The organism is Ruegeria sp. CDSC079, from assembly GCF_059610505.1.
Genome location: NZ_JBXWNT010000005.1, coordinates 203,383 through 217,677 on the forward strand (window position 1 = coordinate 203,383; position 14,295 = coordinate 217,677).

The window sequence follows — 14,295 nt, forward strand, 5'->3', positions numbered from 1 at the left end:
CCAGATGAAACTCCCAAGGGCTCCCGCACCCGCGGGTGCCCGGCTACACCGGACGCCCTTGCGGCTTTGGGCCCGGCAGCGCGCATGCGGCGCGCTGCCGGGCCCAACACGTTTGACGGCATCTTTAGATGCTGGCAGATGAGGCGGGAGAACCTTGTGGTCCGAAATCAGACTGGCGTCACAGCCCTTTGAACAGCTCTGACAGACGGTCCATTTCATCTTGGATGCCAAAGGGCGCGTTCAGCAGGAACATCCCTGATCCGACCATTCGGTGACCTTCCCGCGCAGGTGCAAACCGGACTTCATGACGGATCGCCTTGGGAAAACCCTGTGCCTTCAACGCGGCAATCATCGGGGCCTGACGTTGATCGGTCAGGATCGGATACCACAGCGCGATGACGCCCACATTCCATTTACGGTGCAGTTTTGAGATCACGCCCGGTAGCCGGTCATAATCCGCCTTCACCTCATAGCTGGGATCAATCAACAGCATCCCGCGCCGCGGCGTTGGTGGCAGCAAAGACTGCGCCAGCTCATACCCGTCCTGTTTGTACTCCTTTGCCCCAAAGGGGGACATGGTCATCGACAATGCCGCGTATTCCTGCGGGTGCAGCTCTGCGAAATGCAGACTGTCCTGATCCCTCAGCAGGTTGGCCGCGATCAGCGGTGAACCGGCATAGCTGTTTTCTCCGTGCCGTTCATGGACCTTGGCCAACGCCAGAGACAAAGGATGATCAGATGGAAACCACCCTTCGCGCTGCGCTCGCTTGATACCTACGGCTGCCTCGCCTGTGCGCACGGCTTCTGCTGCGTCTAGCTGGTACAGGCCACGCCCGGAATGGGTTTCCAGATAGGTTATCGGCTTATCTTTTCGCGTCAGATAGTCCAGTACCCATGCCAAAAGAGCGTGCTTTTGAACATCAGCCAGATTCCCGGCGTGGTAAATGTGTTGATAAGAGAGCATGTTGCCTTCTAAAGTCCCTCTCAATAAGGCGGAAAGGTGCTGAGTTACGCGGAATCAGCCCTTTTACCGGGCGAGATGGCACCCTATAAGACATCCGTCCCGGAACCGTCGAGTCGCGGGCAGTAGAAATTCTGACGAACGGGATCAGTACAACATGGGCATCTTTGGCAATCTGGGCGGCTTGTTCTCAGCGGACATGGCGATCGACCTTGGAACAGCAAATACGCTTGTTTATGTCAAAGGGCGCGGTGTGATCCTGTCGGAACCTTCAGTTGTGGCTTACCACGTCAAGGATGGGGTTAAGAAAGTCCTCGCCGTCGGTGAGGATGCCAAGCTGATGCTGGGCCGAACCCCTGGTTCGATCGAAGCGATCCGCCCCATGCGCGAAGGCGTGATTGCGGATTTCGACACCGCTGAAGAAATGATCAAGCACTTTATTCGTAAGGTGCATAAACGCTCCACATTCTCAAAGCCCAAAATCATTGTCTGCGTCCCCCATGGTGCTACGCCTGTTGAAAAACGGGCCATTCGCCAATCGGTTATGTCCGCAGGCGCTCGCCGGGCGGGCCTGATCGCCGAACCCATCGCTGCGGCTATTGGTGCAGGAATGCCCATCACTGACCCGACCGGCAACATGGTCGTGGATATCGGCGGCGGCACCACCGAGGTTGCCGTTCTGTCGCTGGGCGACATTGTCTATGCCCGTTCGGTCCGCGTTGGCGGAGACCGAATGGATGAGGCGATTATCTCATACTTGCGCCGCCAGCAGAACCTGTTGGTGGGTGAATCCACCGCCGAACGGATCAAGACCACCATCGGAACCGCCCGTATGCCTGATGACGGACGTGGCCAGTCGATGCATATCCGTGGCCGCGATCTGTTGAATGGCGTGCCCAAAGAAATCGAGATCAGCCAGGCGCAGGTCGCCGAGGCCCTGTCGGAACCGGTTCAGGCAATCTGCGAAGCCGTTATGACCGCACTTGAAACTACGCCGCCTGATCTGGCCGCAGATATCGTGGACCGCGGCGTCATGCTGACCGGTGGCGGTGCTTTGTTGGGCGATTTGGATCTGGCACTGCGGGAACAGACAGGTCTGGCCGTATCGATTGCTGATGAAAGCCTGAACTGTGTGGCTTTGGGCACCGGCAAGGCACTGGAATACGAAAAACAGCTGCGCCACGCGATTGACTACGAAAGCTAAGGCGCGCACCCTCTAAAGGGTACATTCGGGCGCGAGCAGCACGGGAAGGAGTCCTGTGGCAAAGGACCGATCACAGCGCGATGAATACACCACCCCGCTCCGCCGTCTGCTGCTGGGGATTGTGGTTCTGTGCCTTCTGGGCATCTTTCTGGTCTGGCGCATTGACAGCCCTCGCGTCGAACGGTTTCGGGCGCAGGTTGTCGACAACGTGGTGCCCTCGATGGATTGGGCGATGGTTCCGGTTACCGCTGCGGTCAATCTGGCACGGGATTTTCAGAGCTATCAACGCCTGAGCGAGCAGAACCAGGAATTGCGCAGCGAGTTGCGTCTGATGCGCGCCTGGAAAGAGGCCGCACTGCAACTTGAGCAGGAAAATGCCCGGCTTCTGGATCTAAACAATGTGCGTCTCGATCCGCGCCTGACCTATATTACCGGGGTCGTCATGGCCGATAGCGGTTCTCCGTTCCGGCAGTCGGTTCTGTTGAACGTGGGCGAGCGTGACGGAATTATGGATGGATGGGCCACCATGGACGGGATTGGCGTTGTCGGTCGTATCTCGGGTGTTGGTCCAGATACCGCACGGGTGATCCTGATGACCGACGCATCCAGCGCGATACCTGCCACGATTCAACCGTCGGGGCAGACCGCTCTGATTGCCGGGGACAACACCGCCGCGCCTGTGGTTGAGTTTCTGGAGAACCGCGAACTGGTGCGCCCGGGCGACAGGGTTGTGACTTCGGGGGATGGCGGCGTTTTTCCTGGCGGCCTGCTGATCGGTCAGATTACCGCTGATCCGGGTGGCCGCCTGCGGGTGCGGCTGTCTGCAGATTTTGAACGGCTCAAATTTCTAAGAGTGCTGCGCTATCAGTCTGCGCCACTTATTCAGGACCCCGGAGGAATTGTCGGCCCACGCCAACCCGAAGCGGCACTGACACCGACGGAGACCGGCGATGGATAGTGCCGCATCCAATCTGTGGCTCAAACGTGGCCTGTATCTGCTGATGGCGCTGCTGGTCTTGTTCCTGCACCTGCTGCCACTGGACACGCAGCCGGATCGCTGGCCGTTTCCGGATTTCCTGATTGCGTTGACCTTTGCCTGGGTTCTGCGGCGCCCCGAATATGTGCCAACCCTGCTGGTCGCCCTGATCATGCTGGCAGCCGACCTTCTGTTTCAACGTCCCCCCGGCTTGCTGGCCGCGCTTGTTGTGTTGGGTACTGCCTATCTTCGGTCCGCAACTCCCGGGTTGCGCGACGCGGGCTTTTTGGGCGAATGGACCACCGTTGCCGTCGTGATCACAGCTGTTTTTTTCCTGAATCGCGTCATTCTTGCTATTCTGTCCGTGCAACAAGCGGCATTGGGGATGGTCGTGGTGCAAGTGGTTCTGACAATCGGGATCTACCCATTGATCGTTCTGCTCAGTCAGAACGGTTTTGGTGTGCGTCGTGTCGCACCTTCTGACCCTGGCCTGTCGGGAGGGCGGTAATGAAACAACGCAAACCTAAGTCACAGGGCCTCGCCTATAAACGTTTGCCACGCCGTGCGCTGATCCTTGGAGGCCTGCAAGCCGCTTTTATCGGAGGTCTGGCCGCCCGGATGCGGTTTATGCAGGTAGATCAGGCTGACGAATACCGCCTGTTGGCCGAGGAAAACCGGATTAACATCCGCCTGATCCCGCCCACACGTGGTCGAATATACGATCGCAATGGGCAGATCATCGGGCAAAACTCTCCGTCCTACCGTATCGTCATGGTGCGCGAAGATGCGGGCGATGTTGAATCCGTCATCTCCAAGCTTTCTGAACTGATCCCACTGACCGAGGATGAGGTCGAACGCGCCATGACCGAAATGCGCAGATCGGCCCCGTTCCTGCCGGTCACTCTGGCCGATCAAGTCACGTGGGAAGATATCTCGAAAGTTGCCGTCAACGCCCCCGCCCTGCCCGGTGTCACACCCGAGGTCGGGATGACCCGGCAATATCCCAGATATGAGGATTTCGCGCATATCGTCGGCTATGTCGGACCGGTCAGCGATTACGACCTCAGTCAGATAGAAGATCCGGAACCCGTTCTGCGCATTCCCCGTTTTCAGATCGGCAAGGTCGGGCTTGAGGCCAAACAGGAAATCAGTCTGCGTGGCAAAGCAGGCGCCAAACGCGTCGAAGTGAACGCCACCGGCCGCGTGATGCGTGAACTTGACCGTCAAGAAGGTTTGGCCGGGGCCGATTTGCAACTGTCGGTCGATGCCGATCTTCAACAATACGCTCAGGCCCGTTTGGCTGGTGAAAGCGCCGCAGCAGTGGTGATCGATTGTGAGACCGGTGATATCCGCGCCATCAGTTCCGCACCCAGCTTTGATCCCAACCTTTTTGTGCGCGGAATCTCGGTTGCCGATTACCGGGCTCTGACACAAGACAACTATCGCCCGTTGGCTAACAAGACAGTACAGGGCACCTATCCACCCGGCTCGACCTTTAAGATGATCACTGCCATGGCAGCGCTTGAGGCTGGGGTCATCGGTCCTGGAAACACTGTTTACTGCCCCGGCCACTTGAAAGTCGGCAGTCGCCGGTTCCATTGTTGGAAACGCGGCGGGCATGGTACGGTTGATCTTGGTCTGTCTCTGAAACGCAGCTGCGATGTGTATTATTACGACGTTGCCCTGCGCACAGGCATCGACAATATCTCCGACATGGCTCGTATCTTTGGGCTGGGCGTGAAACACGATATCCCGATGTCCGCAGTGGCTGCAGGGCTTGCCCCCAATCAGGCTTGGAAAGAGCGTGTCCACGGCGAAGAATGGCTGGTAGGTGACACTGCCAATGCCTCAATCGGTCAGGGCTTTATGCTGGCCTCACCGCTGCAACTAGCCGTCATGACAGCCCGGATTGCAACTGGGCGTGCGGTCTCGCCACGCCTTGTGCGTTCGGTCAATGGGGTTGAACAACCCTCGGGCGCGGGGGAACCGCTCGCGGTCAATCGGACTAATCTGGAATATGTCCGCAAGGCAATGTTTTCGGTCTCGAACGACCGGCGCGGCACGGCTTATCGCAGCCGTATCATCTCGGATGAGTTCCGTATGGCGGGCAAGACCGGCACCAGCCAAGTCCGCAATATCACCAAGGCAGAACGTGCGGCTGGCGTTATCCGCAACGAAGACCTGCCGTGGGAACGCCGTGACCACGCGCTGTTCGTCAGCTTTGCCCCCTATGACAACCCGAAATACGCCGTAGCCGTCGTGGTGGAACATGGCGGCGGGGGGTCGAAGGCCGCGGCACCGGTTGCACGGGATATCATGCTGCAGGCGCTGTACAACGGTACGCCACCACTCGAAGCCTATCCGGCCGCCGATCGTGAGCGTATCAAGGAACAGCAAAAACGGCTGGAGGGCGACCGCCGCCCCAAAGCGCGTCCGCCCCAGAAGGACCGCGCATGAGCTATCTTGAATATGCCGTCAAATCCACGCCATCGGGGTTCCGCAAGTTCCTGTATATGAACTGGCCCCTGACCCTGCTGCTGATCAGCGTGGCCAGCGCAGGGTTCCTGATGCTGTACTCGGTGGCGGGTGGATCATGGACCCCTTGGGCCGAACCTCAGATGGAACGCTTTGGGTTGGGCTTGATCGCGATGTTCATTGTGGCACTGGTCCCGATCTGGTTCTGGCGAAATATGTCGGTTCTGGCTTATCTGGCCGCGATCGCTCTACTTGTGGTGGTCGAGTTGTTCGGAACGGTTGGCATGGGCGCGCAACGCTGGATCGACCTGGGGTTCATGCGCCTGCAGCCATCAGAGGTGATGAAAGTAGCACTGGTGATGGTGCTTGCGGCCTATTACGACTGGCTCCCATCGCATAAAACGTCACGCCCCCTTTGGGTTCTGATCCCTGTCATCCTGATCCTGATCCCCACCTTCATGGTGTTGCGCCAGCCGGATCTCGGCACCTCGATCCTGCTGCTGGCGGCGGGGGGAGGCCTGATGTTTCTGGCCGGCGTTCACTGGGCCTATTTCGCTGCGGTTATCGCCGCGGGTGTCGGTCTGATCGCCACGGTCTTCAACAGCCGCGGAACCGAGTGGCAGTTGCTCAAGGATTACCAGTTCCGCCGCATCGACACCTTCCTTGATCCCTCCACCGATCCGCTGGGCGCGGGGTATCACATCACCCAATCCAAGATCGCGCTGGGGTCCGGAGGCTGGAACGGGCGCGGGTTCATGCAGGGCACACAATCGCGCCTGAACTTCCTGCCCGAGAAACACACAGATTTCATCTTTACGACGCTGGCCGAAGAATTCGGATTTGTCGGCGGCATCACCCTGCTGGTTCTCTATGGGCTGATCCTGATCTTTTGCCTGGTTACGGCCCTGACAACCAAGGACAGGTTCTCCTCTTTGGTCACGCTGGGTATCGCACTGAACTTCTTCCTATTCTTTGCCGTGAACATGTCGATGGTCATGGGCTTGGCCCCAGTCGTAGGAGTTCCCCTGCCGATGGTCAGCTATGGCGGTTCGGCCATGCTGGTTTTGATGGCAGCTTTCGGCATCGTCCAAAGTGCCCACATTCACCGCCCCCGCTGATCCGAAAGGCCCGTTATGACTGCAAACATCCTGTTCTCGGCACGCCCCGAACTATGGCCCGTGTATCAACCCTTGATGACACAGTACCTGACTAATGCCGGGGTCGCGTTTCAGCTAGGCACCACGTTTGAACCAGATCAGGTGGATTACGTCGTCTATGCGCCCAATAGCGGCTTACGGGATTTTGCACCTTACACCCGCCTCAAGGCCGTGCTCAGCCTATGGGCTGGGATCGAAAGCATCGTCGAGAATGACACTCTGACCGTGCCGCTGGCGCGAATGGTGGACCACGGGTTGACGCAGGGGATGACCGAATGGGTCGTCGGTCACGTGCTGCGCTATCATCTGGGTATGGACCGGCACATCACGGTTCAGGATGGGGTTTGGGCCCCAGATCCACCACCGCTGGCCTCGGACAGAACCGTCTGCATCCTGGGCCTTGGCGCATTGGGAGAGGCCGCAGCCCGCGCGCTGTCTGCACTGAATTTCAACGTTACCGGCTGGAGCCGCTCGGCCAAGGCCATCCCCGGGGTCACCTGCTTTCACGGTGAGGATAGGTTGCGTGCGGCACTGACACAGGCCGAGATCGCGGTTTTATTGCTGCCCGATACGCCTGCCACGGAAAACACACTGAACGCCGAAACCCTGTCCCTGATGCCCAAGGGTGCGCATATCATCAACCCGGGCCGAGGACCGCTGATCGACGATCAAGCCTTGCTGGCAGCTCTGGATACGGGCCAGATCGGTCACGCAACGCTGGATGTTTTCCGGGTCGAGCCGCTGCCTGCGAGCCACCCGTATTGGACGCATCCAAACGTCACGGTGACGCCTCACATTGCCTCTGAAACCCGCCCCGTTACATCGGCGCAGGTGATCTGTGAAAATATTCGCAGAGGTGAGGCGGGCGAGCCTTTCCTGCACCTCGTTGACCGCGAAATGGGATATTAGGCTGCGATAAGGCCGCGCCCCTTCAGCAGGGCCTCAACCCCCGGCAAACGACCGCGGAAGGCCAGATACAGATCTTCGGCTTCGCGGGAACCGCCAGTGGACAGGATATTTTCCTCCAGCGCTTTTGCGCGTTCGGAATCAAAGGCGCCCCCCGCCTCTTCGAACGCGGCAAAGGCGTCTGCATCCATGACCTCGGACCACATATAGCTGTAATAGCCAGCGCTATAGCCGTCACCGGCAAACACATGCGCAAAATGCGGCGTGGCATGGCGCATCCCGATTGCCGCGGGCATTCCCAGATCCGCCAGAACTTCTGCCTGTCTCGCCATCGGATCGTCGGGCACAGCGCCCTCATGAAAGGCCAGATCAACCAGCGCCGAGGCCACATATTCTACAGTCTGGAACCCCTGATCGAAATTGGCGGCCTTGAGCACCTTCTTTAGCATCTCCTGCGGCATCGGTGCGCCGGTTTCGGCATGGGTAGCGAATTCGGCCAGAACCTCAGGGACTTCAAGCCAGTGTTCGTATAGCTGGCTGGGCAGCTCGACAAAGTCGCGCGCAACGGAGGTGCCCGAGATGCTTTCATAGGTCACGTTCGACAGCATCTGGTGCAACGCATGGCCGAATTCATGGAACAAAGTCCGAGCGTCGTCATAAGACAGCAGCGCCGGATCACCCTTGGCGAAATTACAGACGTTGATCACGACCGGAGCCTGCACCTTGGGAAACTTTGCCTGCCCGCGCATCGCGCTGCACCAAGCGCCTGACCGTTTGGAGCCGCGTGCAAAGTAATCCCCGATGAACACCGCGATATGTTGCCCGTTCCGTGTCACTTCCCAGGCCCGGCAGTCCGGATGGTACAGCGGTATGTCCAACTGCTTGAATTCCAGCCCGAACAAACGGTTCGCGCAGGCAAAAGAGGCCTCGATCATGCGATCCAACTGCAGGTACGGTTTCAGCGCAGCCTCATCCAGATCGTGTTCAGCCTTGCGACGTTTCTCGGCGTAGTAACGCCAGTCCCACGCCTCCAAAGGCCCATTCACCCCATCATTCTGCATCATCTGCGTCAGGATTTCAGCATCAGCATTGGCACGCGTTTTGGCAGGCTCCCAAACCTGCATCAGCAGATCACGGACGCGGTCGGGCGTGCGGGCCATTTCGGTTTCCAGTTTGAAATCGGCAAAACTTTCATAGCCCAGCAGCTTTGCACGTTCCTGACGCAACTGCAGGATTTCGGCGGCAATTTCCCGGTTGTCAGTCTCGCCGCCATTTGCCCCCCGGGCAGTCCATGCGTGATAGGCTTTCTGGCGCAAATCCCGGCGCGGTGAAAACTGCAGAAACGGTACGATCAGTGACCGGGACAGGGTGACAACCGGTCCTTTTGCACCCTTTTCCTCACCCGCTGCCCGGGCAGAATTGACCACAAAACCAGGAAGCCCCTGTAGGTCATCTTCGGACAATTCCATGAACCAATCGCGCTCATCGGCAAGAAGGTTCTGGGTGAAGGACGTCCCCAGCGAGGCAAGCCGCGCTTTGATCTCTTGCATCCGCGTGTCTTCGTTTCCCTCAAGCGCCGCACCAGCGCGCACAAACCCGCGATGCGACAGCATCAGAACGCGTGCCTGCTCATCCGTCAGGCCCAGTTCATCCTTGCGCGTCCACAGATCGGCAACCCGCTGAAACAACGCCTTATTCGATGAGATGCCTGAGAAATGCGCGGCCAGCTTGGGTGAAAATTCGCGCTGCAACTCCTCACGCAAGGGATTGCTGTCTGCGCCCGCGACCGTGAAGAATACCGACAGAACCTTGTCCATCATCTCTCCTGCAGCTTCCAGCGCTTCGACCGTGTTGGAAAAAGTCGGGGCCTCCGGGTTAGAGGCAATCGCGCCAATCTCAGCGTTATGGGCCTGCATGGCCGCGTCCAGGGCCGGGGCGAAATCCGTGTCGGATATCGTGTCGAACGGCGCAATTTCGAACGCGCTGGTCCAGGCGGACAGAATCGGGTTGGTCATTGAAGTCTCCTTTGTCCCCTACCTAAGAACGACGGCGCGTTCGATCCAGAGCAGAGGGGTTATCCTTTGCCACAAACGGGGCAATCTGCACGGCGAGGCAGTGTAATCTTGCGGCTTTCGCCATAGAGAGCGTCGTAAATCAGCATCTCACCCCTGAGTGCCAGACCCGCCCCGGTGATCACCTTGATCGCCTCAACAGCCATCATCGAACCGACGACGCCAGGCAAGGGGCCGATCACCCCAGCCTCGGCGCAGGACGGGGCCAGACCTGGAGCCGGAGCCTCGGGGAAAATGCACTGATAACAAGGCGCATCGTTGGCCGGGTCGAAAACGCTGAGCTGGCCTTCCCACTGCGACAGCGCCCCCGAAATCAGCGGCTTGCCCAACGCGACCGCCGTGCGATTGGCCAAATAGCGCGTGTCGAAATTATCAGTTCCGTCCAGGATGACGTCAAAATCGGAAAATAGCTCGGTGGCGACCTCTTCGGTCAGTCGGCGGTGATAGGGCAGAACAACCACATTCGGGTTTTGCGCCAGCATGGCCTGCTGGGCCGAAAAAACCTTGGGCATGCCGATATCCGCATCCTGGTGGATCACCTGACGCTGAAGATTGGCGTTCTCAACCTCATCATCATCAATCACCCCGATCGTGCCGACCCCGGCCGCAGCCAGATACTGCAAAGCGGGCGCCCCAAGCCCCCCGGCGCCGATCACAAGCACGCGGGCCTGCTTCATCTTTTTCTGCCCTGGCCCACCAATTTCGCGCAACACGATATGGCGGGCATAGCGGTCAAGCTCGGTCTCGGAGAATTTGTCTGAGGGCATGGCTGGCTCCTTGTTCGAGGCCGGCGCCGCGCGTTTTCGCAGCGCTTTCAGTCCCCTTCCATAGATCAGAACCAGAACCCCCGTACCAATCAAAATCAACCAGGTCGCAGCAGAACCACCCGTGGCCTGACGCAGGGGGTTGCCAAGGGGCAAAACCAGCTGTGCCGAGATTACCCCCAGCAACAACACCCCAACCGAAATCATCCGTGCATTGCGTGACACGCCAGCCAGATAGCCGAGCCCCCAAAGCGCTGCGGCGATGATCAGGACAAGTAACATCAGCCGCGCCCGGTCGAACCGAACCCGCCTGCACCGCGGTCAGTATCGCTGAGTGTATCCGTGGCCTCGAATGACGCCTGCACCACCGGGGCGACGACCAGTTGGGCGATACGTTCCCCATGGGTGATTTCAAAGCTCTCCTGCCCAGCGTTCAACAGGATCACCCCCAGAGGGCCGCGATAGTCGCTGTCGATCGTACCCGGCGTATTGGGCAGCGTGATCCCGTATTTCAGCGCAAGGCCCGAGCGGGGCCGGACCTGCACCTCATACCCATTTGGGATTTCAATCCGCAGTCCGGTGGGAACCAGAGCCCGCTGACCGGGCAGCAACGTGATCGGTGTCTTGCCCGGGAAGTTTGCACGCACATCCGCGCCTGCCGCTCCGGTGGTTTCATAAGATGGCAAGGGCACCGAAGGGTCGGCCCCGTCCTCACGGATCACACGAATTGCTACCATCGGATATCCTCTTGTCTAACCGGCCAACGCGTCGGAAATCTTGCGTGCCAGTTTTTCGGCCACTGCGTCTTTGCCCATGCGTGGCCATTCCTCGGCCCCATCGTCGGAAATCAGGATCACCGCGTTTTCGGCCCCTCCCATGATCCCGGTCGCAGGGCTGACATCATTGGCAACGATCCAGTCGCACTCTTTGCGCTCGCGTTTGGCGGTCGCATGTTCGATCACGTTGTCGGTTTCCGCAGCAAAGCCAACAACTAGCGCGGGGCGTCCATCGTCCAGCTTGGCGACCCGCTTCAGAATGTCCGGGTTTTCAGCAAAATCCAGCGCCGGAAGACCGTCGCGCGTCTTTTTCAGCTTGCGGTCCGACGCGCTGGCCACCCGCCAATCCGCCACGGCTGCGGCAAATACCCCGGCATCGACAGGCAATGCTGCATCCACCGCGTCTGACATCTGCTGGGCTGTTTCAACCCGCACAACCTCGACCCCATCGGGTGCGGGAACCTCAGCAGGTCCGGTCACAAACACAACCTCTGCACCCAACGCAGACAGAGCACGTGCAATCGCTGTGCCCTGCGCCCCGGATGAGCGGTTCGCGATATAGCGCACCGGGTCAATCGGCTCGTGCGTGGGACCCGAGGTCACAAGAATGCGTTTACCGCTGAGGGGTCCGCTGCCCAGCCACGCCTCAATCGCGGCGACAATCTCAAGCGGTTCCGACATGCGGCCCGGCCCAAATTCGCCACAGGCCATGTCGCCTTCGTTCGGCCCGACAAACCGAATGCCGTCCGCCTGCAACTGTTCAAAATTACGACGCGTCGCCGGGTGATCCCACATACGGACATTCATCGCAGGCGCACACAGAACCGGTGTGTCAGTCGCCATCAATAGGGTCGAGGCCAGATCATTCGCCAACCCACCTGCCATTTTGCCCATTAAATCCGCAGTCGCCGGAGCGACCACGACAAGATCGGCGGAACGGGACAGCTGGATATGCCCCATCTCGGCCTCATCGGTCAGATCGAACAGATCGCGATAGGCTTTCTCACCGGCCAGCGCGGCGACAGACAGAGGGGTCACGAATTCTTCGGCCGCGCGGGTCAGGACCGGGGTCACAGCGGCGCCGCGTTCCTTCAGTCGCCGGATCAGATCCAGCGACTTATAGGCAGCGATACCGCCACCGATGATCAGCAGAATCCGTTTCGATGCCAGCATGTTGTGCCCTTCCCGTCTCGGTCGGCCCCGACATTAGGCAAGCGCGCCCAACAGTTCCAGCGGTTAATTCTGCGGCTGAAAGGCCAGGCAGGGGTCTTCTCGGTCAGCGGTCGGGCTGTCGATGACCGCATCATACTCGCCTTGGATGCTGCCGTCTTCGGACTGACCCAGGACATAGACCTTAAGACCCGGACGCAGGCGCGACAGGAATGTCGGAATACCGCGATCCTTTCGGGCATGGCCATTTCCGGTGATTACCGCAACCGGGCCACCAGTTTCGTCAACGGCACGCAATATGGCCCGTGCCAGCACCGCATCGCGCAACCTTTGGATCGCAACCAGCTGCGGCAGAGCGCTTTCCGGCAGCGCATCGCAATGCGCCGCCATCTGGTCAGCCTCGCGCGCCGCCTGTTCCGCCTTTGACAGAGGAACGGTCAACCCAAACCGCGCTGCGTCAGCGCCCAGCGCAGTTGCAGCGCCACGTTCCATCGCTGTACGCGCTGCCTTACGCGGGACCATTGCGCCATAGACCGGCGCATCCGTGGCCTGAAAGATCGGGTAATACAGGCTGAGAGGGGGCCAGCCGGATTCCGCCCAACGCAGGATGCGTGACAGTTCTTCGGGATCGGACGCCGCTTTTTGCGCCAGGCGCTGTGCGCCTTCCTCGGTGACCATTTCCCAGACCACGGCGGAGGGGTCGATCAATGTAATCGCCTGTTCCTGAACCAGATGATGGCGAGGATTGTCATGGGTTTCGCCCAACAAAACAACGTCTGCCATTCGCATCGCGGCCGTAACATCGTCAGGGATCAGGTCATCGGCATGACCGGACCCAGCCATAACCATCAGCGTACACATCAGAATCGCAATCTGTTTCATGCGATGAAGTGTTGCACCTCGCGCGATTGAGCTTCAAGGTTCTTACGCATTTTTACAAAAGCCGCGGCTTCAAGCTGACGCACCCTCTCTTTCGACAGGCCCAGTTCCTGACCCAGGCTTTCCAGTGTGCGCACCGGTTCACGCAGCTTGCGTTCGCGCACGATGAAGCGCTCTCGGTCGTTGAGGGCTTGCATCGCCATCACCAACCATTCGCGCAACTGTTCGGTGTCGTGCTTGTTTTCAACGGTTTCAGCGGCCTGTTCCCGGTCATCCTCTAACGCGTCGATCCATTCGCGCCCGTCTTCATCCGTGGATTGCACAGCGTTCAACGAGAAATCCGACCCTGCCAGCCGGCCTTGCATCATCTCAACGTCGCGCAACGGAACACCGATCTCGGCTGCTATCATCTGGTGCAACTGGTGACGGTCCAGCGCCATCCCATCAGTGGCCGCTTCGCGTTCAAGCCGGGCCTGGACGCGACGCATGTTGAAAAACAGGGATTTCTGGGCAGAGGTGGACCCGGTCCGAACCATCGACCAGTTTCGCATTACATAGTCCTGGATACTCGCCTTGATCCACCAGACGGCATAGGTCGAGAACCGAACCCCGCGATCCGGGTCAAATTTGTCAGCGGCCTTCATCAGACCCAATCCGGCCTCTTGGATCAGATCATTCATCGGCGCGCCGTAACGTTTGAACTTGGCCGCCATCGAAATTGCCAACCGCATATAAGCCGTGATCAACCGGTGCAGCGCCTTTTCATCGCGCTGGTCACGCCAGGCATAGGCCAGCTTCAACTCGGTTTCTGCATCCAGTAACTCGGCCTTCATCGCCCTGCGCGACATCGAGAAATCGTTTGCGCTGTCCAGTGCCATGGAAATCTCCCTTTTTCGCTGGCGCGGCCCGGGCTTGCCTTGCCGACCCATGGTCGATACGCAGAACAACACCAGGT

13 protein-coding genes are annotated in these 14,295 nt (G+C 59.3%); 6 read left to right on the plus strand and 7 right to left on the minus strand.

Going from position 1 to position 14,295, the window contains the following annotated elements; all coding sequences use genetic code 11:
- Positions 1 to 178: 178 nt before the first annotated feature.
- Positions 179 to 964, minus strand: a complete 786-nt coding sequence (gene rlmJ / locus AC2FIC_RS11210; RefSeq protein ID WP_496691764.1) for a 23S rRNA (adenine(2030)-N(6))-methyltransferase RlmJ — start codon at positions 962 to 964, stop codon at positions 179 to 181.
- Positions 965 to 1,118: 154 nt separating this feature from the next.
- Between rlmJ and AC2FIC_RS11215 the strand changes: the two genes are divergently transcribed.
- From AC2FIC_RS11215 to AC2FIC_RS11240, 6 genes are read left to right on the plus strand one after another with little or no spacing between them, the layout of a single operon-like run.
- Positions 1,119 to 2,165, plus strand: a complete 1,047-nt coding sequence (locus tag AC2FIC_RS11215) for a rod shape-determining protein (RefSeq protein ID WP_142635599.1) — start codon at positions 1,119 to 1,121, stop codon at positions 2,163 to 2,165.
- Between the two features lie 55 nt (positions 2,166 to 2,220).
- Positions 2,221 to 3,123 (plus strand): rod shape-determining protein MreC, encoded by a 903-nt coding sequence (gene mreC / locus AC2FIC_RS11220; RefSeq protein WP_281972515.1) that lies wholly within the window; start codon positions 2,221 to 2,223, stop codon positions 3,121 to 3,123.
- A complete protein-coding gene (locus AC2FIC_RS11225; RefSeq protein WP_496676512.1) occupies positions 3,116 to 3,649 on the plus strand; it encodes a rod shape-determining protein MreD in 534 nt (177 codons plus the stop codon). Before mreC ends, AC2FIC_RS11225 begins: the two co-directional genes overlap by 8 nt.
- Positions 3,649 to 5,598, plus strand: a complete 1,950-nt coding sequence (mrdA, locus tag AC2FIC_RS11230) for a penicillin-binding protein 2 (RefSeq protein WP_496691765.1) — start codon at positions 3,649 to 3,651, stop codon at positions 5,596 to 5,598. The genes AC2FIC_RS11225 and mrdA overlap by 1 nt, the downstream gene beginning before the upstream one ends.
- Entirely contained in the window at positions 5,595 to 6,734 is a 1,140-nt protein-coding gene (rodA, locus tag AC2FIC_RS11235; RefSeq protein ID WP_271948355.1) for a rod shape-determining protein RodA, read from the plus strand. Before mrdA ends, rodA begins: the two co-directional genes overlap by 4 nt.
- Before the next feature lie 15 nt (positions 6,735 to 6,749).
- A complete protein-coding gene (locus AC2FIC_RS11240) occupies positions 6,750 to 7,682 on the plus strand; it encodes a 2-hydroxyacid dehydrogenase (protein WP_282021620.1) in 933 nt (310 codons plus the stop codon).
- Here AC2FIC_RS11240 and AC2FIC_RS11245 read toward each other — a convergent pair.
- The 6 genes from AC2FIC_RS11245 to AC2FIC_RS11270 all read right to left on the minus strand — a co-directional run bounded on the left by AC2FIC_RS11245 (position 7,679) and on the right by AC2FIC_RS11270 (position 14,218).
- On the minus strand, positions 7,679 to 9,694 hold the full coding sequence (locus AC2FIC_RS11245) for a M3 family metallopeptidase (protein ID WP_142635586.1): 2,016 nt from the start codon (positions 9,692 to 9,694) through the stop codon (positions 7,679 to 7,681). The genes AC2FIC_RS11240 and AC2FIC_RS11245 overlap by 4 nt on opposite strands.
- 59 nt (positions 9,695 to 9,753) lie before the next feature.
- Complete coding sequence (locus AC2FIC_RS11250; protein WP_496691766.1) at positions 9,754 to 10,797, minus strand: HesA/MoeB/ThiF family protein; 1,044 nt, start codon at positions 10,795 to 10,797, stop codon at positions 9,754 to 9,756.
- Positions 10,797 to 11,252 (minus strand): dUTP diphosphatase, encoded by a 456-nt coding sequence (gene dut / locus AC2FIC_RS11255; RefSeq protein WP_496691767.1) that lies wholly within the window; start codon positions 11,250 to 11,252, stop codon positions 10,797 to 10,799. Before dut ends, AC2FIC_RS11250 begins: the two co-directional genes overlap by 1 nt.
- Before the next feature lie 15 nt (positions 11,253 to 11,267).
- On the minus strand, positions 11,268 to 12,464 hold the full coding sequence (coaBC, locus tag AC2FIC_RS11260) for a bifunctional phosphopantothenoylcysteine decarboxylase/phosphopantothenate--cysteine ligase CoaBC (protein WP_496691768.1): 1,197 nt from the start codon (positions 12,462 to 12,464) through the stop codon (positions 11,268 to 11,270).
- A 63-nt stretch (positions 12,465 to 12,527) separates the two neighbouring features.
- Positions 12,528 to 13,343, minus strand: a complete 816-nt coding sequence (locus tag AC2FIC_RS11265; RefSeq protein WP_496870166.1) for a ChaN family lipoprotein — start codon at positions 13,341 to 13,343, stop codon at positions 12,528 to 12,530.
- Entirely contained in the window at positions 13,340 to 14,218 is an 879-nt protein-coding gene (locus tag AC2FIC_RS11270) for an RNA polymerase factor sigma-32 (RefSeq protein WP_142635576.1), read from the minus strand. Before AC2FIC_RS11270 ends, AC2FIC_RS11265 begins: the two co-directional genes overlap by 4 nt.
- Positions 14,219 to 14,295 lie beyond the last annotated feature (77 nt).